This window comes from Haloleucobacter ellipsoideus, assembly GCF_052491725.1.
In genome coordinates, this window is sequence record NZ_JBQWAR010000018.1 from 172,492 (window position 1) to 196,344 (window position 23,853).

Consider the following 23,853-nt stretch of genomic DNA (forward strand, 5'->3'; position numbering starts at 1 on the left):
GAGAGGCAATGATACGGCGCACCTACCATATCCTGATAGACGCGATCTGGGGGTTTTCCGAAGATGATGGCTGGGCGATCGCCAGTCATATCGCTCTGTCGGGACTGATGTCGCTGTTTCCGTTCCTGATCTTTGTTACGGCGCTGGCCGGTTTCTTCAACCTGCAGCCGCTCTCCAGCGAAACCATTTCGCTGATGCTGGAATCCTGGCCCAGACAGGTGGCCGAGCCGATAGCGCGGGAATTGCATAATGTGGTGAGCCAGGTGCGCGCCGATGTCCTCACTTATGGTGTGGCGCTGGCGATCTACTTCTCCTCCAACGGGATCGAGAGCCTGCGCATCGGTCTCAACCGTGCCTATGGCGCGAAGGAGATGCGGGCCTGGTACTGGCTGCGGCTGGAATCCATCGGCTATGTGCTGCTGGCGGGCATTTCCTTTCTGGCGCTGTCCTTTCTCGTGGTGCTGGCGCCGCTGTTCTGGCAGATGGCGCTGAAGCATGTGCCGGCCATCCAGCCCTTTGGCGGGGTGGTCACGCTGGTGCGCTTCGGCGTCACATCCATACTTCTGGTTGTGGCCCTTGTCGTGGCGCATATGTGGCTGCCCGGTGGCCGCCGCAAGCTGAGGGATATCGCGCCGGGGGTGATCGTGACGCTGGTGCTGTGGCTGGTGGGGGCCACGGTTTTCGGTATGTATCTGGCCGAGTTCGCCCGCAATTATGTCACCACCTATGCGGGGCTGGCCTCGGTGATGATTGCGCTGGTGTTTCTCTATCTCACGGCGGTCATCTTCCTGTTCGGCGGGGAACTGAATGCCGCCATCGCGCGCGATCGCAAGGCGCGTGAGCCTTATGATCCGCTGCCGCCGGAAATCACCCGCCTGCATTCCGGCTTCGAGAACGGGGCATGAGCCCTTCCGCGGCAGGCGGGGCGTGGGTGGATGGTCGCCAGTCCCCCGCCGCCCTGAGTGTGCAGCGCGGGGTTTTGCGCCATTTCGGTGCGCTGGGGCTGGCAAGCCTGTGTGAATTCGCCCTCGCCTCGGGGCGGCGGGCCGATATTCTGGCGCTGGATGGCCGGGGCGAGGTGGTGATCGTGGAGATCAAATCCTCGGTTCAGGACTTCCGCAGCGATTCCAAATGGCCGGAATATCGCGCCTTTTGCGACAGGCTGCTGTTCGCCGTGCCGCTGGATTTCCCGCATGACATTCTGCCCGAAGATGCCGGGCTTCTGGTGGCGGATGCCTATGGGGCGCAGATGCTGCGGGATGGCCCGCGCCACCCTCTGGCTCCGGCGACCCGCAAGGCGCTGACCCTGCGCTTCGCGCGCACCGCCGCCATGCGCCTGTGTGGTGTGCTCGATCCCGATCTGATGCGCTTTGTGCGCTGACGTGAAAAGGCCGGGGAGCAGCGCCCGCCCGGCCTTTTCCGGAATATGTAGCCCTCAGCGCGGGGCGCGTTTGGCGAGAATGCGCTGGAGCGTGCGCCGGTGCATGGAGAGGCGGCGCGCCGTTTCCGAGACATTGCGCCCGCACAGTTCATAGACCCGCTGGATATGTTCCCAGCGCACCCGGTCGGCAGACATGGGGTTTTCAGGCGGGCTGGGCTTGTGGTCAGAATTGGCCATCAGCGCGGCGACGACATCATCGGCATCGGCAGGCTTGGCCAGATAATCCACCGCGCCCAGCTTCACCGCTGTCACGGCGGTGGTGATGTTGCCATAGCCGGTGAGGATGATGGCCCGCGCGCCGGGGCGATGCTTCTTCAGGGCGGAGATGACATCCAGCCCGCTGCCATCGCCAAGGCGCATGTCCACGACAGCATAGGCCGGGGCGCGTTCCTCCACGCGGGCCAGCCCGTCTGCGACACTCTCGGCGCTTGTCACATCAAATCCGCGACTTTCCAGCGCCCGTGCCAGACGCTGGAGAAAGGAGCGGTCATCATCCACGAGCAGGACCGAGCGATCCTCACCAGCTTCGAGTGGCAGTGTATCTGTCATCTGTTGTTGCCCTCAAGGGTCCGTTCTGCATCGGGCCTGCTCATGCCGGGGGCGGCGTCAGCGTGCCCGGTGCACGCTGTGTGCGCGCATTGTCTTCCATTTCTATGGCCAAAGCACTGCGCGGCCAAGTGATCTTGATGCGCGCACCTGCCGCAGGGGCCGGTTTGTTGCCGAAAGAAAGGGTTGCGCCGGTGCGCTCCAGCAATGTCTTGGCAATGAAGACGCCAAGACCGAGACCGCTTTCCTCGTCCGGCTCCTGCCGGTCCCGCGCGCGGGAGGTGACATAGGGCTGGCCGATCCGCGCGCTCACCTCGGGCGAGAAGCCCGGGCCGTCATCCTGCACGATGATCACAAGGCTCGTCGGGGTCCAGGCAGCGCTGATCTCGACCTTCCCGGAGGCGAAATCGACAGCATTCTCCACAAGGTTTCCAAGCCCGTAAAGCAGGCCCGGATTGCGGGCGATGACCGGCCTGTCGGCATCCTCAGGAACATCGATGATGATGGAAATGCCGAAATTGCGATGCGGCTCCACCACTTCCTCCAGCAGCAGACGCACCGGCATACGGTCAAACGGGGCATCACCCGAGCGCAGGGAGGTGAGCGTCTGGAGAATGTCGCGGCAGCGATTCACCTGGTCCCGCAGCAGGGCCACATCCTCGCCATGGGGACTGTCCGGGGGAATGGAGCGCTGCATTTCCTTCACCACCAGGGCGATGGTGGACAGCGGCGTGCCCAGCTCATGGGCGGCGGCGGCCGCAAGGCCATCCAGCGCGGAAATATGCTGCTCGCGCGCCAGCACCAGCTCGGTGGCCGCAAGGGCGTTGCCCAGCTCGCGCGCCTCTTCCGTCACCCGCCAGGAATAGATGCCGATGAAGCCGATGGCGACGATGACCGCCACCCAGACCCCGGCCAGATACAGGTTTGGCAGTATGAAGGGCGTGCCATCATACCAGGGCAGGGGCTTGGCCCACAGCCCCACCGCCCCGGCGCAGATCGCCACCAGAATGCCGAGCAGGATGGTGGTGGTGCGCGCCAGCGCGGTGGCGGAAATCATCACCGGGGCGAGATAGAGCAGCACGAAGGGGTTTTTCAGCCCGCCGGTGAGATAGAGCAGGGCGGTGAGCTGGAGCACGTCATAGGCCAGCAGCGCTCCGGCCGCATCATCCCCCAGCCGCCGCGCCACCGGATATTTCATCCGCAGCGCCACATTCACCAGCGCGGAAAGCGCCACCAAAGCAAGGCACAACATGATGGGCAGATGGAAGCCCAGCGCGAAATGCACCACTACCACGGCGACAAGCTGCCCGGCCACCGCCAGCCAGCGCAGGCGAATCAAGGTATCGAGCCGCAGGCCGGCGGAGCGGCCCTGAAGCGGGGTTGCGAAGGCGGGGGTCATTTTGATTCACCTTCAGTCAAGGTTAGGCGCGTAATGATTTGTGTAGAAACACGCGACATTGTGACATCTATGTCCTTGTCGGGAGGGTGTCAGTTTCTTAACCTTTGTCCAATTTGACCAATGAGGGGGATTGAACCACCCTCAACGGCCAAGGCAACCGCGAGGTTCTTAACATGGCCATTGGAGAGTTCACGGGCGTGACGCGTATGCCGAACAAGGCGCATGTGGCACCCACTTCCCCCATCTACTGGCTCTATGAGATGAGCAACGCGGCGTTGAATCCTTCACGCGCCATGGCGGACGCCAGCCGCCTCATGCTCAAGAACCCGATCAATCCGGTTTCCCACACCACCATTGGCAAGTCCATGGCGGCGGCGTGCGAGCTGTTCGAGCGCACCACCCGCCGCTATGCCAAGCCGGAGTGGGGGCTGCCCTATACCACTTATAACGGCCAGCGCGTTCCGGTTCACATCAATACGGTGTGGAGCAGGCCCTTCTGTAACCTGCTGCATTTCGAACGCGCCTTCCCGACCCCGCCCAAGACCCCGCAGCCCAAGCTGCTGGTGGTGGCACCGGTTTCCGGTCACTATGCCACACTGCTGCGCGGCACGGTGGAAGCCATGCTGCCCGACCATGATGTCTATGTGACCGATTGGGTGGACGCGAAGCTGGTGCGGCTTGATCAGGGCCAGTTCGGCCTTTCCGATTATGTCGATTATCTCATTTCCATCTTCCATCGCCTCGGCGGTGACTGCCATGTGATGGCCGTGTGCCAGCCAGCCGTGCCGGTGCTGATGGCCATCGCCCGCATGGAGGAGGAGGAAGACCCCTTCGTGCCCAAGTCCATGACCCTCATGGGCGGGCCGATCGATACCCGTGAATCTCCCACCGCGGTGAATGCCATGGCGCAGGAGCGCGGCATTGACTGGTTCAAGCGCAATGTCATCACCCGCGTGCCGTGGCCGCATCCGGGCGCGCTGCGTGAGGTCTATCCGGGCTTTCTCCAGCTCAACGGCTTCATGAGCATGAATCTGGACCGCCATCTGAAGGCCCACTGGGATCTGTTCCGGGATCTCGTGGAGGGCGATGGCGACAGCGTGGACAAGCACCGGGAATTCTATGACGAATATCTCGCGGTGATGGACCTGACGGCGGAATTCTATCTTCAGACCGTCGAGAATGTCTTCATCACCTATGCCCTGCCCAAGGGCGAGATCATGCACCATGACAAGCTGGTGAAGACCCAGGCGGTGAAGCGCGTGGCCCTGATGACGGTGGAGGGCGAGAAGGACGACATCTCCGGCATTGGCCAGACCAAGGCGGCCCACCGCCTGTGCCCGCAGATTCCCGAGGACATGCGCGTGCATTACGAGCAGCCGGGCGTTGGCCATTACGGTGTCTTCAACGGCTCCCGCTTCCGTTCGGAAATCGCGCCCCGCATCCGCGATTTCATCCTCTCCAACGAGTTGCCCAAGGGCACCGTCCGGGAGCCGGTGAAGAGCGAGGCGGTGGATCATGGACCGGAAGAGCCGGACGTGTTCGCCCTGCCGAGAAGGGCCTCGGGCCAGTCTCCCCGCAGCCCCTCGGCCTGAGTTTCAGGACGGCAAAATGAACCAAGGCGCCCTGCGGGGCGCCTTTTTGTTGCGGGGATTGTCATGATGCTGAAACCCGAACATGCGGCAGGGCGCGGCAAAGCTGATAGACAGGCAGGATGAAAACCAATCCTCTCACATCCGGCCTCCTGTCCTTCCTGCGCCCGCGGGAGAAGACCCCGGCCGTCGCCGTGCCCGAGCGGCTGGACATGGAGCTGGATGGTGTGCGCACCCCGGTCTTCATCCGCCGCAATGCCAAGGCGCGCCGGCTCACCCTGCGGGTGCGGGCGGCCTCGCGCGATGTGGTGCTGACAGCTCCGCCCCATGTCTCCATCGCCAGCATCAAGGAATTCGCCATCCGCCACCGCGAATGGGTGCGGGTGCGGCTGGGCCGGCTGCCGGAAAGCGTACCTTTCGAGGCGGAGGCGATCATTCCCTTCCGGGGGGTGCCGCACCGCATCGTGCATGAGCCATCCGCGCGCGGCACGGTCTGGCTGGGGGCGGGAGAGGAAAAAACCCTCCATGTGGCCGGCGAGGCGCCGCATCTGCCCCGGCGGGTGGGGGATTTCCTCAAGCGGGAGGCGCGGCATGACCTGACCGCGGCAGTGGAGAAATATGCAGCAGTGCTGGGGGTTCAGGTCAACCGCATCACCCTGCGCGATACCACGAGCCGCTGGGGGTCATGCTCCGCGAAGGGGGACCTGTCCTTCTCATGGCGGCTGATCCTCGCGCCGCCGGGGGTGCTGGATTATCTGGCGGCGCATGAAGTGGCGCACCGGCTGGAAATGAACCACAGCCCCCGGTTCTGGAAGGCGGTGGACCGGGTGTTTCCGGAGCGGGAGAAGGCTGAAACCTGGCTGCGCATTCATGGCGCAAGCCTTCACCGCTATGGGGGCTGAGGACGGTCTCCAGCCCGCCCGCCCGGCCGATACCTTCTGAAAGATCTGCGCAAGACTCAGCTTTTCGGCAGAATGCGGAACAGCAGCCGGGCAATCAGCGGCAGGGCGATGGAGAGCCCGGCGAAGCGGAACACATGGTGTGCGCTCATATAGGCCGGATCATAGCCCAGCGCGAAACCCAGCGCGGCCATCGCCTCCAGTGCGCCGGGGGCATAGGCGGTGAGCACCTTGCCGAAATCATCCCCGGTGATCTGCGAGGCCATAAGCGCAAAGGCGGCCGAAATCACGATGGAGACGACAAAGGCCCCCAGAGACACGGCGAAAAAGGAAACGATGGTGGAGATGCGCGTGCCGACAAAGCGCGTGCCCACATTCACGCCCAGAAGAATGAAGGCCGGCAGCAGAAGGGAAGGCGGAAGCTGGGCATGGGACCATTCCCCCAGATGCAGGGCCCCGCTCACAATCAGCGCGCCCAGAATGAGGCCGCCGGGAATGCGCGCCCGCTCCGCCAGATAACCGCCTGCGGCAGACAGGGCCAGCAGCAGGCCAAGATCCATCAGCCCGGCCGGATCAGACAAAGAAAGCGCCGCGGGGTCTGCTTCATCCGCCATCACATTCAGCGGTGTCTCGCGGGTCAGCCCGGCGGCGCGCAACAGGCCGGGCAGGGCGGCGATGAGCAGAAACAGGCGTACGGCCTGGGCAAAAGCCACCCGGCGCAGATCCGCCCCCGTATCGCTGGCCAGGGCGATCACCGTGGAAAAGGCACCCGGTGCCGCGGCGAAGAAGGCTGTGGGCCCATCCCATCGCCCAACCCGGCGCAGGAACATAATGCCGCCGGCCATGGTGGCGGCGACAGAAAGGGCGAGGAAGGCCATCGTCACCGGCCAGGCGGCGGCCCGCGCCACCATCTGCGGGGTCAGCGCCGCACCCATGGAAACGCCGAGAATCAGCAGGGCCAGATGCCGCAAGGGTTCTGGCAGGTGCACGTCCACTCCCCCCACCGCCAGCACGATGGTGAATACCATGGCACCCGAGAGCCAGGGGGCCGGCAGGCCCATGGCATGAAAAAGCGCACCCCCGGCCGTTCCGGCCACAAGGGTCAGCAGGACAAGGCCGAGCCAGTGCAGGCGCGTGCGCGCAGGTGCCTTCACGCCTTCAGAAACTCCATGAAATACCGGCCTGCATATGCATCGGGAATGGCGGCAGGCCGGGTGCGGGGCAAGAATGGCAACAGTGATGCCCCGCTCCATGCATGGATGCAACAGGATCATTGCACGGGTGCGTGTTGTTCTTGCTGCATCGCGATACTACATCAGGACAATATCTGACCTATTCCGGACCCCCCCGATGACACAGAAGACTGATGGCGCGACTCTCGACCGCCTGTTTCGCGCCGCCCGCTCGCACAATGGCTGGACCGACCAGCCGGTGAGCGATGAGGAGCTGCGCGAGATTTATGATCTCATGAAATATGGGCCGACCGCGCTGAACACCCAGCCGGCGCGTCTCGTGTTCCTGCGCAGTGCGCAGGCCAAGGAAAAGATTCGCCCCGCTTTGGCTGAGGGCAATCTGAAGGCGCTGGCGGCGCCGGTCATCGCCATTGTCGGCTATGACACGGAGTTCTATGAGAAAATTCCCCAGCTCTTCCCGCATAATCCGGGCTATCGGGATTATTTCGCAAAGGACAAGGCGGCTGGCGAACCGCTGGCTTTCCGCAATTCCTCGCTCCAGGGCGGCTATTTCATCCTCGCCGCCCGGGCCGTGGGGCTGGATGTCGGACCCATGTCTGGCTTTGATGCGGAAAAGGTCGATGCTACCTTCTTCCCCGATGGCAAAGTGAAGGCCAATTTCATCGCCGCACTGGGCCATGGAGACCACAGCAAGGTGTTCGAGCGCCTGCCGCGCCTTCCCTTTGAAGAGGCCGCACAGATTCTGTGATGCCGCGCGCCCTGCGGGGCGCAGCCGGGGCGTGGCCCCTCTGGCCATGAGGGCCCTGTTGGTGGAGCCCTGTGCCCACCGGCAGGGCCTTCATGCTTTCAGGCCTGTGCCGGGCCGGTTCTAGTCCTCGCCCGGGTCCGCCATCAGCCCGGCCGCCGCGATGCCGGCCATGGCACAGGCCTCATCATTGTCTGAACTGTCGCCCGATACGCCGACCGCGCCGATCAGCGCGCCCCCCTGTGTGCGGATGAGCACCCCGCCGGGCGCGGGAATCAGCGCCCCGCCCAGAACCAGAGTGGCGGCATTCATGAACAGGGGCAGATCCCGCGCATGGCCGAGCAGGGCGCGTGAGCCCACCCCCAGCGCCAGCGCGCCTTCCGCCTTCGCACGGGCGATCTCGCTGCGTTTCAGGCTGGTGCCATCCTGTGCCGCCGCGCATTTCATTGCTCCCCGGCCATCCAGAATGCAGATGGCCAGCGGGTTGAGGGCACGGGCGCCAGCCTCCGCAAGGGCGGCCTGCAGAATGGTCTGCGCGGTTTCAAGCGTCAGCTCCGTGACAGTGCTGCGGGGAAGGGAAAAGCTCACATCTCTCTCCTGTCGGTTCCGGCCCGGGGCAGGCAATGGCCCAGCTTGAACAGGACAGGTGCCGAAATCCAGCGCCTGGCATGGGAAACCGCATTTTTTACTCCCCTTGCAGGCCCCCCTCATGGCACCATGGCAGACGGGATGTGGAATTGCGCGGATGAGACGCGAACACCAATGACAGCGACACGACAAAGCCATGAGCCCGGCCACCGCCGGAAATTTCTGGTGGTGGTGGATGAAACGCCGGAGTGCGACCGGGCCGTCTATTATGCCGGCCGCCGTGCGGCGCGCACGCAGGGCGGGCTGGTGCTGCTCGCTGTTCTGGAAATGGCCGGCGCCAACCAGCAATGGCTGGGCATTGCCGACCTGATGCGGGCCGAGGCGGAAGACGAGGCCCGCATGCGGCTCGACAAGTTCACCGCCCGCGCCCGGCAGGTGGCCGGAGTTTCGGCGGAATGCGTCATCCGTGAAGGCAACAAGGCCGATGCCATTACCGATCTCATTGCCGAGGATCGCGATATCGCCATTCTGGTGCTGGGCGCGGGTACAGGCAAGGAAGGGCCGGGGCCGCTCGTCTCCCAGCTTGCCGGCTCCTATGCGGCGCGGTTTCCGGTTCCCGTCACCATCGTGCCCGGCAGCCTGAGTGATGACGCGCTCGATGCCGTGGCCTGAGGCCGGCCGGCGGGAGCCTGCATGATGCTGCCGGCGGAGCATTGTTCCATGCTGCTGGCGGATATTGGCGGCACTACGACACGTCTGGCCTGTGCGGGGGCGGATGGGGTTCCGGCGCGGATCCATGTGGTGGAGAATGACAGCCACGCCTCGCTGGAAGATCTGCTGCGCGCCTGTCTGCATCATCTGGGCGATGTGCGCCCGCGCATGGCCATTCTTGCGCTGGCCTGCCCGGTGGAGGAGGATGAGCCGCGCCTGACCAACCGGAACTGGCGCATTTCACCGGCGGGCCTGAAGTCTGCTCTCGGCTTCACCGAGGTGCGGCTGGTGAATGATTTCGTCGCGCTTGCCCATGGGGTGCCATGGCTGCGCCCGGAAGATGTCCAGAGCATTGGCCCATGGCAGGGCGGGCCATCCCCGAAGGGGCCGATGCTGGTTTGCGGGCCGGGCACCGGGCTGGGGACGGCGCTGGTCGTGCCGCGTGCGGATGAGAGGGGCAGCGGCCCGGCCTGCATGATCCTGCCCAGCGAGGCCGGCCATATGCGCCTTGGCGCGGTGATGGAGGACGAGGCCCGCCTGCTGGCGCATATGGGGCCTTCAAGCGTGGAACAGGTGCTTTCCGGCCCGGGCCTTGCGCGCATTCATGCCGCCCGCACCGGGCAGGGCCTCTCCCCCCGCGCCATCATCCGGGCAGCCCTTGGGGGGCAGGGCGAAGCGGTTGAAAGCTGCATGCTCTTTCTGCGGATTTTCGGGCGCGTGCTGGGGGATCTGGCGTTGGCCTTCGAGGCGCGGGGCGGGGTGTATATTGCAGGCGGCGTGGGGCAGGCCATGGCCCCACTGATGGCGCAGAGCCCCCTGCGGCAGGCGTTTGAAAACCATCCGCCCTTCGAGGCGCGTCTGGCGCAGGTGCCGCTGCATGTCATCACCCATCCGATGCCCGGTCTGGTGGGGGCGGGGCGCATGGGTGTGGAACTGCTTCAGAACTTGTAGAGCGCGCTCAGCACCATGCCGTTCTCAAGCGGCGCGTTGCGGGCAAACACCGTGCTGACCACACTGCCCTGCAGGGTGATGGCCGGGGTGAAATCCCAGGCGGCCCCCACCTGCATCTTGTAATATTCATAGGAGCGGTTGAAATAGGGCCCCTTGCCCGCCCCCTGCGAAATGACGTTGAAGGACTGGAACAGAAGCTGCCAGCGCGGCGCGGTGCGCACGCCAAGGGTGGCATCCAGCCGGAACTCGTCCGGCGGATCGCCAAAGCGCAGACGCTCCGCCACCGCGATATCCAGATAGGATGCGCGCCCGAACAGATCGAAGGAGAAGCCGGCCAGCAGGCGCAGGTCCAGCTCCGTATTCTCATTGCCCACGGCCGCCGCGCTGCCGGAGCCGCCAGTGCCGGAAAGGCGCACCACACTCTGGGCCGAGAAGACCCGGCTTTCATCCTGCCACAGGCGCACCCGCGCACCCAGATCCGTATAGCCCGGCCCGGAATAGGTGGCGCTGTCGGGTGCGCCGAGATGCACATACAGAAATTGCGGGGCGGCGATGAGGGTGAGCCAGTCCTTCAGCCCATATTCAAAGACGAGATTGACCTCGACCTTGTCAAAGGAGCGGCTGGAATAGAGATCCGATTGCGGGCCGAAGCTGCGGCTGGAGGAGACGATGCTGCTTTGCAGAATCACCTGCCCGGCGCTTTCCTCCATGGTCCATGCACCCGCCCGGGCCTGCTGCCAGAGGCCGGGCGCCAGCCACGCCAGCAGCACCGGCAGGGCTGGTTTCACAAGTCGGGCCAGGCCCCCAGAAGGCGGAATCATCTGCACCCAAGCTTTGTGCGCAACCTGTTCCTTTATACAGATTGTATCCTGTGGGGAAAGTCATGCTCTGGCATGACCTTGCGTAAATTTCATATTGGTTTCACTTGCCGCGCCGCACGATACCCCCCATATTGCAGGCATGAACCAGCAGGCCCGGAGCGGGCCTCGCCGACGGTTCGCAGAAGTTTAAAAGGGAACGACGATGTCCGATTATGATCGCAACGTCGCCGGCCGTTGGAATTCGTCGGTGGCGCGCTCGCAGGCCGAAATCGACCAGGGCCTGCGCAGCTATATGCTGAGCGTGTACAACTATATGGCGCTCGGCCTTGCCATCACCGGCCTGTTTGCGCTTGGCGTGTACATGCTTGCCGTCACGACGGATCCCGCGCAGGCGGTGGCGCGGGTTTCCGGCGACATCATGCTGACGCAGATCGGCTACACGCTGTTTGTCAGCCCGGTGAAGTGGGTGGTGATGCTGGCGCCGCTGGCCGCTGTCTTCTTCCTCAGCTTCCGCGTGGAGCGCATGAGCGTTTCCGCCGCGCAGATGACCTTCTGGGTCTATGCGGCGCTGGTGGGCGTTTCGCTGGCCACCATCTTCCTCGTCTACACGCATGAGAGCATCGTGCGCGTGTTCTTCATCACCGCGGCCTCGTTCGGTGCGCTGAGCCTGTACGGCTACACCACCCAGCGTGACCTCTCCGGCATGGGCTCCTTCCTGATGATGGGCCTGTTCGGCATCATCATCGCCTCGCTGGTGAACATCTTCCTCGGCTCCTCGCTGCTGCAGTTCGTGGTGTCCGTGGTGGGCGTGCTGGTGTTTGCGGGCCTTACCGCCTACGACACCCAGCGCATCAAGGAGATGTACTTCGCTGGCGACGACACGGCGGTGATGGGCAAGAAGGCTGTCATGGGCGCTCTGGCCCTGTATCTGGACTTCATCAACATGTTCATGATGCTGCTCCAGCTCTTCGGTGGCCGCTCCAACAACTGATCCGCGCTTGATGCGGAACATGTGGTGATATGTAGAAAAGCCCCGGCTCCGGCCGGGGCTTTTTTGATGGAAGAAGCCATGGGAGAGCCGCAATGAAGCTGCGCGGCGTGGAAGAGCGAGACATGCCCGCCATCACCGCCATCTATGATGTTGCGGTGACAACCGGCACGGCCAGCTTCGAGACCGAGCCGCCGGGGCTGGCGGAAATGGTGCAAAGACAGCAGGCCCTGTGCGCCGCGGGCTACCCTTTCCTCGTGGCGGAGCGGCAGGGGCATGTGCTGGGCTATGCCTATGCCGGCACGTTTCGCCCGCGCATGGCCTATCGCCATGTGGTTGAAAACTCGATCTATGTGGATGAGGCCGCGCAGCGCTGTGGCGTGGGGCGCGCGCTTCTGGATGCGCTGATTGCCGAATGCACGGCGCGCGGCTTCCGCCAGATGGTGGCGGTGATTGGCGGGGCGGACAATGAGGGATCCATCGCCCTGCACCGGGCCTGCGGTTTCCATATGGCCGGCACGTTGCCGGCCACCGGTTTCAAGTTCGGCCGCTGGATTGATACGCTGCTGATGCAGCGCGCTCTGGGAGAAGGGGCGCAGACTCCGCCCTGAAACCCCGGCCCTGAAGGCGGCAGCGTCTCGCGAGGCTCCAGGCGCAAAAAGGGCGCGACCCTTTGAGGCGCGCCCTTTTCCTGAACCCTGTATCGCTCAGCCGTGGGTGATGAGGGTGCCCGCGCCGTGGTCTGTCAGCAGTTCCAGCAGCACGGAGTGGGGCGCCTTGCCATCAATGATGACGACGCCTTCCACGCCCTTTTCCAGCGCATAGATGCAGGTTTCCACCTTGGGGATCATGCCGCCGGAAATGGTGCCATCGGCGATCAGCGCATGGGCCTCGGCAATGGTGAGCTGGGGGATGAGCTTCTTGTTCTTGTCCAGAACGCCGGGCACATCGGTCAGCAGCAGCAGACGCTTGGCCTTGAGCGCACCGGCGATTGCGCCGGCGAACGTATCGGCATTCACATTATAGGTGCCGCCATCCTTCGCCGCCGCGACCGGGGCCAGAACGGGGATGATCTCGCGCCGCAGGATCTGGTCGAGAACGGTGGTGTCCACCTCGTCGGGCTCACCCACAAAGCCGAGATCGACCACCTGCTCGATCTTGCTGTCCGGGTCTGTCAGCACACGGCTGGCCTTGCGGGCGCGCACCATGTTGCCATCCTTGCCGCACAGGCCCACGGCCTTGCCGCCGGCCTCATTGATGAAGCCGACAATCTGCTTGTTGATGGAGCCGGCCAGAACCATTTCCACAATATCGATGGTGGCCTTGTCGGTGATGCGCAGGCCCGCCGCGAACTGGGACTTGATGCCCAGCTTTTCCAGCATCGCGCCAATCTGCGGTCCGCCGCCATGCACCACCACGGGGTTCACACCCGCCTGTTCCAGCAGCACGATATCGCGGGCGAAATGGCGGGCGAGTTCTTCATTGCCCATGGCGTGGCCGCCATATTTCACCACCACGATGGCATCATCATAGCGCTGCATATGCGGCAAGGCGCGGGCCAGAACTGCGGCCTGCAACTGGCCTTCATGGTTGGGGGAAACGGTATTTTCGCTCATGGCAGGCTCGTTCTTCAGGGGCGGCCCCGGGTTGCGGCCCTCATAGCCCTTTCGCGGGCGGGGGGGAAGGGCGGCCATGGAGAGACAGGGAAAAATGCAGCGCCATTCAAGGCCGGGCCCGCGCCTTGCGCGCAGGACCCGGCCCGACAGCTCACATCAGAAAGCCGGAGGCACGCGCCCCACCGGAAGGCCGGAGAGATTGAGCCGCCCATCCTTGAAGGCCAGCGGGAAGGAAACCCCGCGGCGCCCGTCCACATCCGCCGGCTGGCCCACCATCGCCAGCGCCCCCACCATGGGCGCCATACCCTCGGGAATGATGCCGGCCGCGCTCAGCTGCCCGGCAAGCTGCTGGACACCGGCAAAGCCGAGATTGAGATTGCCATTCACCTGTCCCTGCGGATCAAGGGACAGGGTGCCGCGCGCGGTGACCGCAACAGAGGGGCTGGAGAGGGTGAACTGCGTGATGCGCGCCTCCCCCTTTGCCGCCGCCCAGGCGCGCAGGCGCTGTTCCAGCGGCATGGGCTTGAGATCGGCCGCAGCGGTGACGACCCCGGTGAATGACAGGTCGACCGGGCCCTTCTCCCCGAACAGCACCAGAATCGGGCTGGAGCCGCCCTTGATGGTGGCGCTGTAGGACACATCCTCCGGGCCGCCGGCATTGGCGGGCACAAGGCTGGACTCAAGGTCGAGCTCGGCGAAGGAGGCCAGCGGCGAGGCGTCCGTATCCTCCTCCTCGATCTGCTCGACACGCAGGCCCCGGGCCTGAAGGGCCGCGCGCTGCGGGCGGCCGCCCATGTCGCCCACGCCATTCATGGTCAGGCTGTCCCAGTGCGCGCCGAACACCTCACCCGTCTCCTTGTTCTGGATGCGGGCCGGAGAGGTGAATTCGGCCCTGATGGCGTTGGGCGACCAGATCTGCGCCGTGGCGCGGGCAGATGTGGTGGTGATGTGCAGCTTGTCGCCGGAGGTGGTGTCGAGGGTCGGGGTGGCGCAGTTCAGCTGAAGGCGGAACGGGAAGCCGCCCAGCCCGCGCTCCGCGCAGGCCCAGACGCGACCTTCCCTGGCCTCGCGCTCGATCCAGGCGTCCAGCTCCTTTTCAACGCGGTTGGCGGCATACACCCATGCCCCGGCCCAGCCGACGGCGATGAGCACGACAAGAGCGATGAGAAACAGCACCAGCCGGGAGCGGCGGCGGGGCGAGGAAACTTCAGATGCGGTCATGCGAGGCCTCGGCTTCGGTTCCGGGTTCCGGGCGCGGTTATGCCCTTCGGGTAACGTATCCATGCGTTGACTTGCGAGGGGCAGTTTCCCCTGTTAGAGCATTTTCGAGCGCTGAGGATACCGTTTCGCGCGAAGAAAATGCGGCATCCCGGATCAAGCGGGGCGTTTCTCCCGGTTTCCCGAAATGGAGAAACGCTCTGGACGATGCCGACGGACGGTGTCAACGCCAGACTGTAGTGCACCATCATGCTCCTCCATAATGCACCGAACCATGACCATTGGGTGTTCGCCTACGGTTCGCTGATGTGGAACCCGGGATTTGACTATGCCGAGCGCTGTGAGGCCCGGCTGATCGGCGCGCACCGGGCGCTGTGCGTCTATTCCTACCATTATCGTGGCACGCCGGAAGCGCCGGGGCTGGTGCTGGGGCTGGAGGACGGGGGCGCATGCCATGGCATCGCCTATCGCATCGAGCCGCAGCACTGGGAACAGACCTATGCCTATCTGACAGAGCGCGAGCAGGTTTCGGGTGTGTATCGTGAGGCGGTGAAACGCATTCACATGATGGATGGCAGCGGGCGCACGGCGCCGGCGCTGGCCTATCTGGCGCATCAGGGCCATGCGCAATATGCCGGCGCTCTCACCCGGGAGGAGCAGTTGCATCTGGTGCGCCGCTCCCATGGCCGCGCCGGGCCGAATGCGGATTATGTGATCTCGACTGTTTCAGAGCTGGAAAGGCTGGGCATCGAGGAACCGGACCTGAACTGGATCACGCATCGCCTGCGCGCCTCTCCCGCGCACAGGCGGGTTGAGGATGAGGACGCGGGATAGGCGCCAGCCGTCCTTCTGCAGGTTCGTATCCATCCTGACCCGTGCGGCGGGGCAGGATGGTTCAGGCCGCGCGGCGGTGGAGCGTGCTCACGGGTTCCAGAACGGGCTTCGGCTCGGGGCGGGCCGGGCGCTGCGGCTCTGTGCCGGCCGCGCGGGGGGCCTGAGTAGAACGGGCCAGAAGGCGACGAAGGGCGGGTGCGGCCTGTTCTCCCAGCACATGGATGTGGATCTCGTCCCCATCGAGCCGACGGGCGGCCTGTTCCGCCGCTGGGCCGGTGGGCCCGGCCCACATGGCGATGGAGCCGGCCGGCGTGCGCCGCGCCACCACGGCGATGGCGTCGGGATAGCTTGGCGCATTCTCGGGTCCATAGACCGAAAACACGTGCCGCATGCCGTCCTCATCCCGCCAGAAGCGGTAGCGCGAACCAAGCGCACTGGCCCGAAGGCCATTGAGGCAGCCGGCATCAACCAGGGGGATAAGGATCGAATCAGCGGTTCTCATGTGAACAGAACTAGAACAGAGGCCGCTGTGGATCAAGAGTTTTCCACAGGAGTGGACAGCGGGGATGTTCTCTTCCTGTTCCTATCCGGCATTATGCAGTTCAGGGGCGCGCGGGCCAAGCTCTGCAAGTCCTTGATCCAGAAGGCGATTGCTGGCCGTTTCGATATCGTGCTCAAGCCTTGTGGAAAACTCTGTGCGCGGCAGCCCGGGAGGGATGGGCGGCAGCAGTTCGGCGCGAATGGTGCCCGGCCGGCGGGTAAAGGCGCGGCGCGGCCAGAACAGGCCGGAGTTGAGCGCCACCGGCAGGCAGGGCGCTTTCAGCGCGGCATACAGATAGGACACGCCCGGCTTGTAGGCGGGGGGAGCCCCGGGCGGGCGCCGGGTGCCTTCGGGGAAAATGAGGATCTGGCGGCCTTCATCCGCCGCCGCGCGGGCGCGCTTGGCCATGTCCCGCAGGGCCGAGGGGCCGGCGCTCCGGTCCACGGGGATCATGCCCATCTTCTTCAGATACCAGCCGAAGACGGGAATGTTCATCAACTCCCGCTTGAGAATGAAGGCCGGATCCCGAAAATGCGTCAGCAGGGCCAGCGTTTCCCAGGCCGATTGATGCTTGGCGGCGATGAGCAGCGGGCCTTCAGGCACATTTTCATGCCCGGTGATCCGGGTGCGGATGCCGCAGGTGACGCGCAACAGCACATTCATGGTGCCAAGCCACCATTTCACGCCCGTATTCCACAGGCCGCGCCGTGAGATGAAGGGCAGCGCGGGCAGGAAGGCCAGCATGAACAGGACGGTGGCGGTATAGAAGCAGATCTGGAACAGCAGCGAGCGGATAACCGTCACCTGTGGGCTCCCCGGTCTTGAACCTTGGCGCATGCCAGGCGGGCGTGAAAAACGGGCTTGCGCGCGCATGCCCGGCGCACCCCTGCGGAAACGCAAGATGCTCTAGACCATTTCGTCCTGTCATTGAAGCTGGAAGCGGGGCTGCCTCAGTTGGCGATGCTGCTTTGCTCCGTCCCGCTGTCCATGGAAGGGGGCTTTTGCAGCAGGGGCGGCCTATCCGGCAGATGCCCCTTGGCCACCGCCTGTGCCGGACGGATCTTGAGCTGCGCCATCAGATATTTGAGATATTCCTTGAACAGCAGGTGCAGCACGGCCGGGTCCCGCCACCAGCGCTCCGCCTCCATGCGGGAGGTGACGACCGGATAGGCCAGAAGCTCCACATCCGGCAGGGAGCGGTTCAGTTCCACCAGCGCGCGCGGCATGTGCCATGTGGAGGTGACGACGACCAGCGAGCGGAAGTTCATCGCCCGGGTCCATTCCGCCGCCTCTATGGCGTTTCCGCGCGTGTTCAGGGCCTTGTGGCCGAGATCGATGCAGCAGGAAATGAGCGCCTCACCATCCGGCAGGGCGCGGCGCAGCTCTGCCGGTGATGTGGTGGGGTTGACGCCGGTGATGAGCAGGCGCTGGCCATAGCCTCTGGAGAGCAGGCTCACCGCATCACTCACGCGAGAGGCCCCGCCGGTGAGCACGACGATGGCCTCCATGGGTCGGAGCTGTTTGGGCTCGCGCGTGGCGATCTGGGTGGTGAAGGCCAGAAAGCCGCCCAGTATGGCGACAATGCCGAAACCGGCGACCAGCACCAGCGCAATGAGCAAACGCCTCCACCAGCGCCAGCGGCGGGGTTTGCCGGCACTGTTCCCTGTTGTCCCGTTCGTCTGCGTTTCAGCCCCGGATGGAGGGCTGCTGCGCTCATTCTGCGTCATGGGTCAAGAATGCCGGGAGAATGCGGCGCAGACGAGGAGAAGAGCATCGCATGAGGCGGTGATCGCGCTCATTGAATGGTCCTCAATGTGCGGTACACGGTGACGCGGGATGTATAGGCCGTGGCGAGCGCCACGCCCAGCACCACCAGTGCAATGCCGATAAAGCCTGCGATGCCGGGGTTGAGCCAGACCAGAATGCTGGGATTGTCCGGCTCCCCGGCAATGCCGAAGCGGGGCAGGGCGGCGATGATGGCGAAAAGAACCGCCGCGGAAACACCGCCCAGCAGCCCGCCCTGCGCGCCAATCTTCAGGAAGTGGCGCTGGAACTGGGCGGCGATGAAGCCATCTTTCGCGCCCACGAAATGCAGTACCTCCACCACGGTGCGATTGGTGGCGACAGCGGCGCGGGTGGCGAACACCACGGTGAGCACCGTTGCAACCCCCACCAGCGCCAGCAGGCCGATGCCGGTCCATGTCACGCCTTCCGCCATGGCGCTGAGGCGGTGCGCCCACATGCGGTGGTCATCGAGGGTGGCGGTTGGGATCTGGTCGCTCAGCTTGCGTTTCAGGCTGTTGAGATCGGTGGGGGTGGAATTGTCCAGCCGCACCACCACCATGCGCGGAACGGGAAGATCCTCCAGCTCCAGCCCGGAACCCAGCCAGGGTTCCAGCAGCCGGCCGGTTTCATCCGCGGTGAGAATATGGGTATCGGCCACGCCGGGGGTGTTGCGGGCGATCTCGGCGGCCAGTTGAACCTGTGCGTCGGTGGTCTTGGGGTCACCGGCGCGGATCTGGATGGTCACCTCGCGCGTCACATCGGAGCGCCATTGCCCGGCGGTGGAACGCACGGCCAGAGCCGCTCCCACCGTGATGCTGGCGAGAAAGGTCATGATGGCCACGACGGCGATCAGCGCCCGCCCGGAAATGGTGGAGCGCGGCACGATGGGGGTCATCGGGCGCGGCTTGGCCGTGGGCTGCGCGGCAGGGGTGACGGCGGGCCCGGCGGTTTTTTCGGCTGCCGGGGCGGCGGAGGCGTCATCCGCCGGCGTTTCGCGCGATCTGTCCTTCAGCGCGGGAACGGGTTCTTTCAGGGTGGGGGTGGCCTGGGTGCGAAAGCCCGCGCGCCCGGCCGGGCCAGAGCCCGCCTGAGTTGAAGAGGCTGTGTCTTTTCCGGGCGTTTCAGTCATAGACATAAAGCCGTCCGTCGGCGATCACGAGGCGTCTGGCGTCATACTGGTCCATGAGGGCGATGTCATGGGTGGCCAGCAGCACGGATGTTCCGGTCTTGTTGAGTTCGATGAACAGCCGCAGCAGGCGGCGCGCCAATGTCGGGTCCACATTGCCGGTGGGCTCATCGGCCAGCAGGAATTCAGGCCGGCTGATGAGCGCACGGGCAATGGCGGCGCGCTGCTTCTCGCCGCCGGAGAGCACAGGGGGCAGCACATCCCTGCGCTCGCCCAGCCCCACCCAGTGCAGCAGTTCGGTCACCTCGGCGCGGTAGCTGGCTTCCTCCTTGCCGGCCACGCGCAGGGGCAGGGAGACATTCTCATAGGTGGTGAGATGATCCAGCAGGCGGAAATCCTGGAACACGATGCCGATGCGCTGGCGCATCGCCGCCACTTCATCGGGCGAGAGCGAGGAGACATCGCGGCCGAACAGGGTGATGAGGCCGCGCGTGGGCTTGAGCGAGAGAAACAGCAGGCGCAGCAAGGTGGTCTTGCCCGAGCCCGAGGGACCGGTGAGGAACTGGAACGATCTGGGCTCGATGCCGAAGGTCACGTCCTTCAGCACTTCCGATCCCATTCCGTATCTCAGGCCGACATTCTCGAACCGGACCAAATGCGCCCCCCAGTGAAGCATCATGTCGAATCGCGCGGCAACGCGACGCAAGACCATAAACCAAGCCTGCCATAGCGCGCCACGCTGACGGGCCTGCCCCAGCGGACACTGGTGGCCCGCGGTTGCGGTGGAAAGGCGGCAAGGCTCCCTCATTTCGAAAATGCCCCCAGCCTATGTAAATGAAGGTAAACACGGAGGCGCAAACGGTGAATTTTCGCGGCTCTCAGGCCGGTTTGCGGGGGCATGCCGCCCGCGCCCTGTGCATCCTGCTTTGGGATATGGTGGCGCTTCGGCCTCTCCTGCCGTAAGCTGGACGGGAAATTGTGCGCGTTGCATGTGCCGGGGCTGGCGATCCGGTTGCGGCGACGTACATAAGACAGGACAGGTTGCGTGGCGCGACGCGCTGGCGGGATCAGGTCTTTCTCAAGGCAAGGGCGTGCGGTTCCGGCCGGTGCGCCAAAGGTATGGCGAAGCAGTGTTCGATCTTACCACGATCATTTTTCTGGCTCTGGCCGTCTTCATCTTCTTCCGTCTGCGCGGGGTGCTCGGGCAGCGCACGGGTCGTGAGCGGCCGCCCTACGACCCCTATTCCTCGCAGGACCAGAACCGTCCCAACCGGCCCGAGGGCGACAATGTGGTGCCGCTGCCCGGTCGCGCCCCGCCTCCGCCCGCGCAGATCGAGCCGCGCTCCGTGGATGACGAGGATGAGACGCCCCCCGTCTATCGCTGGGAAGGGATCGCCGCCGAGGGCAGCCCCACCGCCAATGCGCTGGACCAGATCCGCACCGTGGAGAGCGACTTCGATGTGAAGCATTTCCTCTCCGGGTCGCGGGCGGCCTATGAGATGATCGTCACCGCCTTCGCGGAAGGTGATCGCAAGATGCTCAAGGATCTGCTGGCCAAGGATGTCTATGACGGCTTCGCCGCCGCCATCGCCGAGCGTGAAAGCCGGGGCGAGACGATGGAGACCCGTTTCGTCGCCATCGAGAAGGCGGATCTGGAGGAGGCCACGGTGCGCGGGCGCTCGGCCCAGCTCACGGTGCGCTTCGTCTCCCAGCTCATTTCCGTGACGCGGGATCGCGCCGGCAATGTCGTGGATGGCAGCCCGGATACGGTGGGCGATGTGACTGACGTGTGGACCTTCGCCCGTGATCTGGGCACGCAGGACCCGAACTGGAAGCTAGTGGCGACCGAAGCCGGCCAGTGAGGTTGCGCGCCATGTGAAACGGGCTGAAGCGGTTTCATCCGTCACGGGTTTCAGCCGCCAAGGGTTCCAGGCGCCAAGGGTTCCAGGCGCCAAGGGGGAGCGCAGGCATGTGCCTGTCCGCTCCCTTTTTTGTCACTGTCCGCCGGTGGGCGGAGCGGTTGCAGCGCAGCAGAACATGTGTCCGCTCCCACAAGAGCACTCGACAAGACAGGCTGCCCACCTGCACATAGAATGAAAGGGCGGGAGCCGGTTCCCGCCGCAACCCGATGTCTGGATTGATAAGGTGCTGGAGAAGCTCACATCTGCCCTGATCGCCCCGCGCCGGCCTGTCTCCCGTGCAGGCCGGCGGGCGCGTGGGTGGATGCGCGCCCGTGCGGGTGGCGGGAGCATGGCGCGGTGTGCGGGTCTTCTCCGGGGCATGCTGCTGCTGGCTGTTTCGGCGCTGCCCCTGTTCGCGGTGGAAGCGCAGGCTCAGGGAAGGGCGGCCATGTCACAGGGGGCTCAGGGCGCGCCAGCCTTGCCCGGCGCGCGGCTCGTTCCGGTTTCCTTTTCCGACTTGCGGGGCTGGACGGGGGATGACCATGCCGCCGCCTTCCGGGCCTTCCGGGCCGGTTGCCCGGCTGTTTCAGCCCGGCCGGCCGATGGGTCCGTGGCGTCATCCGCCATCATGCGGCCGGGCCTGATCTCCGCCTGCAAGGCCGCGGCCGCCCTTGGGCCCAGGCCCGGCGCGCAGGCCGCACGGCAGTTCTTTGAAGCCAGGTTCCAGCCTTTCCGCGTGGTGCCGGATGAAGGCGGCACGGGCTTCTTCACCGGCTATTACGAGCCGGAGGTGGAAGGCTCCCTTACCCGACGGCCCGGCTATGAGGTGCCGGTGCTGGGCCGGCCCGCGGATCTGGTGACGGATGAGAAAGGCGGCTGGCGCAAGGTTGGCGGGCGTCTGGTTCCCTATCATGATCGCGCGGCCATCGAGGATGGCGCGCTGGCGGGGCAGGGGCTGGAAGTGGCTTACCTGAAGGACCCCATCGATCTTTTCTTCATGCAGATCCAGGGCTCCGGCCGCATGCGCCTGCCGGATGGCAAGGTGGTGCGGCTGAATTATGCCGCCAAGAACGGTCACCCCTATACGCCCGTGGGGCGCATCCTGATCGAGCAGGGCATCATTCCGCGCGAGGAGATGTCCATGGCGCGCATCCGCGCTTTCATGGAGCAGAACCCGCAGCAGGGGCAGGCGCTGCGGCGGCAGAACCGCTCCTATGTGTTTTTCACCACCCGGGCACTGGGGCGTGACAGCGGGCCGATGGGAGCGCAGGGCATCGCGCTCACCACCGGGCGCTCGCTGGCGGTGGATCGGCGGGTGCACACCTATGGCACGCCTGTTTTCGTGGAAACGGACCTGCCGCTCTCCCGCCCCGGTGTTTCCGAGCCGTTCAACCGGCTGATGATCGCGCAGGATACCGGCTCGGCCATCATTGGCCCGGCGCGGGGAGACCTGTTTTTCGGCGCGGGCGCGCGGGCGGCCGAGGTGGCCGGGCGCATTCGCCATGGCGGGCAGTTCACCATTCTGGTGCCAAGATCATGAGCCGGCGCGGGCGCAAACGGGATCTGAAGCCGGAGGAACGGGCCCTGTGGGCGCATGTGGTGCAGCATGTGAAGCCGCTGCATACGCTTCCTCCGCCGCCGACCCCCGAAATTTCCGCGCCTGCCCCCGAAGAGCCGCCGCAGACGAAGGATGAGAAGGCGGCAGCCCCTGCTCCCCGTCCGAAAAAGCCGCCGGTTCCACCTCCGCTGCCCCTTGCGACGCTTGAGCCGAAGGCGCGCCGTCGGCTCACCCGTGGAGCGGAGGTAGATGCCCGGCTGGATCTGCATGGCATGACCCAGTCCGCCGCCCATTATCGTCTGCGGATGTTTCTGCTGGAAGCGCAGAGCATTGGCCATTCGGTGGTGCTGGTCATCACTGGAAAGGGCGGTTCCGCGCGGCTGACGGATGAAAGGGGTGGCTCCGCCATGTTTGGCGAGGAGCGCGGCGTTTTGCGCCGCACCGTGCCGCACTGGCTGGCCGCGCCGGACCTGCGCGCCGTGGTGGTGGGGTTCGAGGAAGCCGGCCGCCGCCATGGTGGCGAGGGCGCGCTCTATGTGCGCATTCGCCGCCGGCGCTGACGCGCTTTACCGCAATCCTCGCGCGGGGCGTGTTATCTCAGGGCGCGCCGGGGCAGGCGATAGGTTCGCCCTTCTCCAAGCAGATGCACATCATGCTCGCCCGGAAACAGGCCGGCAATGGCCGGGTGCTGCACATCCAGCCCGCCGGTGAAGGCCCCGAAGGCGGGCATCACCATGCGCTGGCCATCGGTGATGAAACAGCGCCGCCGCATGCTGCGCCCGCGGATCGAAACCCGCGCGGCCGGGTGGAGATGGCCGCAGATCTCGCCGCTCACGGCTTCCGGGGAAGGCTCGTGACGGAAGGTGAATGGCCCAAGCTGAAACATCTCCACGCCTTCCCCGCCAAGATCATGGGGCACGGGATCGTGGTTCCCGGCAATCCAGATGAAGGTACAGGCGCGCTGGAGGGTGGCGAGCATGTCCAGAGCCGGTGCGCTCAGGCGCTCATGGGCCCAGCGGTCATGAAGGCTGTCTCCAAGGGTGATGACGAGGCGCGGGGCATGGGTGCGGATGAGGGCGCCAAGGCGGGCCAGCGTATCCAGGCTGTCATAGGGGGGCAGCATCTGGCCGCGCCGGGCAAAAGCGGAGCCTTTTTCCAGATGCATGTCCGCCACCACCAGCACGCGCTCATCCGCCCAGAACAGGGCGCCGGAAGGGTCCAGCAACACCGATGTTCCGGCCAGGGCAAGAGACGTGAGGGCGGGGGGCGATTCGGCCAGTGCGCGCATGGGCGGATTGTGCCGCGCGCGAGCGGGCAGGCAAGCACGGGATGCTGCACGTTGTCGTGAGAGCCCGGCGGGGCGGGATGCGGCCCTGCCGGGGGCAGGGCAGGCGCGCGGGCGG

Annotated in this window: 26 protein-coding genes; 13 read left to right on the top strand and 13 right to left on the bottom strand. The window is 65.3% G+C overall.

Going from position 1 to position 23,853, the window contains the following annotated elements:
• Positions 1-8 precede the first annotated feature (8 nt).
• The gene (locus ACT6QG_RS08055) at positions 9-905 is read left to right on the top strand and encodes a YihY/virulence factor BrkB family protein (RefSeq protein WP_444977058.1); all 897 of its coding nucleotides are present in this window, start codon (positions 9-11) and stop codon (positions 903-905) included.
• Positions 902-1,381 (top strand): MmcB family DNA repair protein, encoded by a 480-nt coding sequence (locus ACT6QG_RS08060; protein WP_444977059.1) that lies wholly within the window; start codon positions 902-904, stop codon positions 1,379-1,381. Before ACT6QG_RS08055 ends, ACT6QG_RS08060 begins: the two co-directional genes overlap by 4 nt.
• Before the next feature lie 54 nt (positions 1,382-1,435).
• On the opposite strand, the gene ACT6QG_RS08065 is transcribed toward ACT6QG_RS08060, so the two are convergent.
• A complete protein-coding gene (locus ACT6QG_RS08065) occupies positions 1,436-1,990 on the bottom strand; it encodes an ActR/PrrA/RegA family redox response regulator transcription factor (RefSeq protein WP_444977060.1) in 555 nt (184 codons plus the stop codon).
• A gap of 40 nt (positions 1,991-2,030) precedes the next feature.
• Positions 2,031-3,386: an ActS/PrrB/RegB family redox-sensitive histidine kinase gene (locus ACT6QG_RS08070; protein WP_444977061.1), complete on the bottom strand. Its 1,356-nt coding sequence runs from the start codon at positions 3,384-3,386 to the stop codon at positions 2,031-2,033.
• A 173-nt stretch (positions 3,387-3,559) separates the two neighbouring features.
• On the opposite strand from ACT6QG_RS08070, the gene ACT6QG_RS08075 reads away from it, so the two are divergent.
• Together ACT6QG_RS08075 and ACT6QG_RS08080 are read left to right on the top strand one after the other, a co-directional pair.
• Positions 3,560-4,978, top strand: a complete 1,419-nt coding sequence (locus tag ACT6QG_RS08075) for a polyhydroxyalkanoate depolymerase (RefSeq protein WP_444977062.1) — start codon at positions 3,560-3,562, stop codon at positions 4,976-4,978.
• 119 nt (positions 4,979-5,097) lie between these two features.
• Positions 5,098-5,877 carry a M48 family metallopeptidase gene (locus ACT6QG_RS08080; protein ID WP_444977063.1) on the top strand — a complete coding sequence of 260 codons (780 nt, stop codon included), beginning with the start codon at positions 5,098-5,100 and terminating at the stop codon, positions 5,875-5,877.
• A 56-nt stretch (positions 5,878-5,933) separates the two neighbouring features.
• Here ACT6QG_RS08080 and ACT6QG_RS08085 read toward each other — a convergent pair whose 3' ends face one another.
• Entirely contained in the window at positions 5,934-7,028 is a 1,095-nt protein-coding gene (locus ACT6QG_RS08085; protein WP_444977064.1) for an AbrB family transcriptional regulator, read from the bottom strand.
• A 196-nt stretch (positions 7,029-7,224) separates the two neighbouring features.
• Between ACT6QG_RS08085 and ACT6QG_RS08090 the strand changes: the two genes are divergently transcribed.
• Positions 7,225-7,815 (top strand): malonic semialdehyde reductase, encoded by a 591-nt coding sequence (locus ACT6QG_RS08090; RefSeq protein WP_444977065.1) that lies wholly within the window; start codon positions 7,225-7,227, stop codon positions 7,813-7,815.
• Positions 7,816-7,935: 120 nt separating this feature from the next.
• On the opposite strand, the gene ACT6QG_RS08095 is transcribed toward ACT6QG_RS08090, so the two are convergent.
• Positions 7,936-8,400, bottom strand: a complete 465-nt coding sequence (locus ACT6QG_RS08095) for a GlcG/HbpS family heme-binding protein (protein ID WP_444977066.1) — start codon at positions 8,398-8,400, stop codon at positions 7,936-7,938.
• Between the two features lie 174 nt (positions 8,401-8,574).
• Here ACT6QG_RS08095 and ACT6QG_RS08100 point away from each other — a divergent pair, with 174 nt between their 5' ends.
• Together ACT6QG_RS08100 and ACT6QG_RS08105 are read left to right on the top strand one after the other, a co-directional pair.
• The gene (locus ACT6QG_RS08100; RefSeq protein WP_444977067.1) at positions 8,575-9,072 is read left to right on the top strand and encodes a universal stress protein; all 498 of its coding nucleotides are present in this window, start codon (positions 8,575-8,577) and stop codon (positions 9,070-9,072) included.
• Positions 9,073-9,093: 21 nt separating this feature from the next.
• Positions 9,094-10,062 carry a glucokinase gene (locus ACT6QG_RS08105; protein WP_444977068.1) on the top strand — a complete coding sequence of 323 codons (969 nt, stop codon included), beginning with the start codon at positions 9,094-9,096 and terminating at the stop codon, positions 10,060-10,062.
• On the opposite strand, the gene ACT6QG_RS08110 is transcribed toward ACT6QG_RS08105, so the two are convergent.
• Positions 10,050-10,850 (bottom strand): hypothetical protein, encoded by an 801-nt coding sequence (locus ACT6QG_RS08110; protein WP_444977069.1) that lies wholly within the window; start codon positions 10,848-10,850, stop codon positions 10,050-10,052. The two genes, ACT6QG_RS08105 and ACT6QG_RS08110, sit on opposite strands and share 13 nt — an antisense overlap.
• Before the next feature lie 235 nt (positions 10,851-11,085).
• On the opposite strand from ACT6QG_RS08110, the gene ACT6QG_RS08115 reads away from it, so the two are divergent.
• Positions 11,086-11,874 (top strand): Bax inhibitor-1/YccA family protein, encoded by a 789-nt coding sequence (locus ACT6QG_RS08115; protein ID WP_444977070.1) that lies wholly within the window; start codon positions 11,086-11,088, stop codon positions 11,872-11,874.
• Positions 11,875-11,966: 92 nt separating this feature from the next.
• Positions 11,967-12,482 (top strand): GNAT family N-acetyltransferase, encoded by a 516-nt coding sequence (locus ACT6QG_RS08120; RefSeq protein WP_444977071.1) that lies wholly within the window; start codon positions 11,967-11,969, stop codon positions 12,480-12,482.
• Between the two features lie 96 nt (positions 12,483-12,578).
• On the opposite strand, the gene argB is transcribed toward ACT6QG_RS08120, so the two are convergent.
• Both argB and ACT6QG_RS08130 read right to left on the bottom strand, forming a co-directional pair.
• Positions 12,579-13,487 (bottom strand): acetylglutamate kinase, encoded by a 909-nt coding sequence (argB, locus tag ACT6QG_RS08125; RefSeq protein ID WP_444977072.1) that lies wholly within the window; start codon positions 13,485-13,487, stop codon positions 12,579-12,581.
• Between the two features lie 156 nt (positions 13,488-13,643).
• Positions 13,644-14,708 carry a DUF2125 domain-containing protein gene (locus ACT6QG_RS08130; RefSeq protein WP_444977073.1) on the bottom strand — a complete coding sequence of 355 codons (1,065 nt, stop codon included), beginning with the start codon at positions 14,706-14,708 and terminating at the stop codon, positions 13,644-13,646.
• A 246-nt stretch (positions 14,709-14,954) separates the two neighbouring features.
• On the opposite strand from ACT6QG_RS08130, the gene ACT6QG_RS08135 reads away from it, so the two are divergent.
• On the top strand, positions 14,955-15,539 hold the full coding sequence (locus tag ACT6QG_RS08135; protein WP_444977074.1) for a gamma-glutamylcyclotransferase: 585 nt from the start codon (positions 14,955-14,957) through the stop codon (positions 15,537-15,539).
• Between the two features lie 61 nt (positions 15,540-15,600).
• Here the strand turns inward: ACT6QG_RS08135 and ACT6QG_RS08140 are convergent, their stop codons facing one another.
• The 5 genes from ACT6QG_RS08140 to ftsE form a co-directional block, all read right to left on the bottom strand.
• Entirely contained in the window at positions 15,601-16,041 is a 441-nt protein-coding gene (locus ACT6QG_RS08140) for a hypothetical protein (protein WP_444977075.1), read from the bottom strand.
• An 81-nt stretch (positions 16,042-16,122) separates the two neighbouring features.
• Positions 16,123-16,884, bottom strand: coding sequence for a lysophospholipid acyltransferase family protein (locus ACT6QG_RS08145; protein WP_444977076.1), 762 nt, complete (start codon positions 16,882-16,884; stop codon positions 16,123-16,125).
• A gap of 146 nt (positions 16,885-17,030) precedes the next feature.
• Complete coding sequence (locus tag ACT6QG_RS08150; RefSeq protein ID WP_444977077.1) at positions 17,031-17,699, bottom strand: YdcF family protein; 669 nt, start codon at positions 17,697-17,699, stop codon at positions 17,031-17,033.
• 176 nt (positions 17,700-17,875) lie between these two features.
• Positions 17,876-19,000 carry a cell division protein FtsX gene (locus ACT6QG_RS08155; RefSeq protein WP_444977078.1) on the bottom strand — a complete coding sequence of 375 codons (1,125 nt, stop codon included), beginning with the start codon at positions 18,998-19,000 and terminating at the stop codon, positions 17,876-17,878.
• A complete protein-coding gene (gene ftsE / locus ACT6QG_RS08160; RefSeq protein ID WP_444977424.1) occupies positions 18,987-19,646 on the bottom strand; it encodes a cell division ATP-binding protein FtsE in 660 nt (219 codons plus the stop codon). The genes ACT6QG_RS08155 and ftsE overlap by 14 nt, the downstream gene beginning before the upstream one ends.
• Before the next feature lie 475 nt (positions 19,647-20,121).
• On the opposite strand from ftsE, the gene ACT6QG_RS08165 reads away from it, so the two are divergent.
• The 3 genes from ACT6QG_RS08165 (at position 20,122) to ACT6QG_RS08175 (ending at position 23,010) form a co-directional block, all read left to right on the top strand.
• A complete protein-coding gene (locus ACT6QG_RS08165) occupies positions 20,122-20,853 on the top strand; it encodes a Tim44/TimA family putative adaptor protein (protein ID WP_444977079.1) in 732 nt (243 codons plus the stop codon).
• 388 nt (positions 20,854-21,241) lie between these two features.
• Positions 21,242-22,432: a murein transglycosylase A gene (mltA, locus tag ACT6QG_RS08170; protein ID WP_444977080.1), complete on the top strand. Its 1,191-nt coding sequence runs from the start codon at positions 21,242-21,244 to the stop codon at positions 22,430-22,432.
• Complete coding sequence (locus tag ACT6QG_RS08175) at positions 22,429-23,010, top strand: Smr/MutS family protein (RefSeq protein WP_444977081.1); 582 nt, start codon at positions 22,429-22,431, stop codon at positions 23,008-23,010. The genes mltA and ACT6QG_RS08175 overlap by 4 nt, the downstream gene beginning before the upstream one ends.
• A gap of 32 nt (positions 23,011-23,042) precedes the next feature.
• Here the strand turns inward: ACT6QG_RS08175 and pdeM are convergent, their stop codons facing one another.
• Complete coding sequence (pdeM, locus tag ACT6QG_RS08180) at positions 23,043-23,738, bottom strand: ligase-associated DNA damage response endonuclease PdeM (RefSeq protein WP_444977082.1); 696 nt, start codon at positions 23,736-23,738, stop codon at positions 23,043-23,045.
• Between the last annotated feature and the right edge of the window lie 115 nt (positions 23,739-23,853).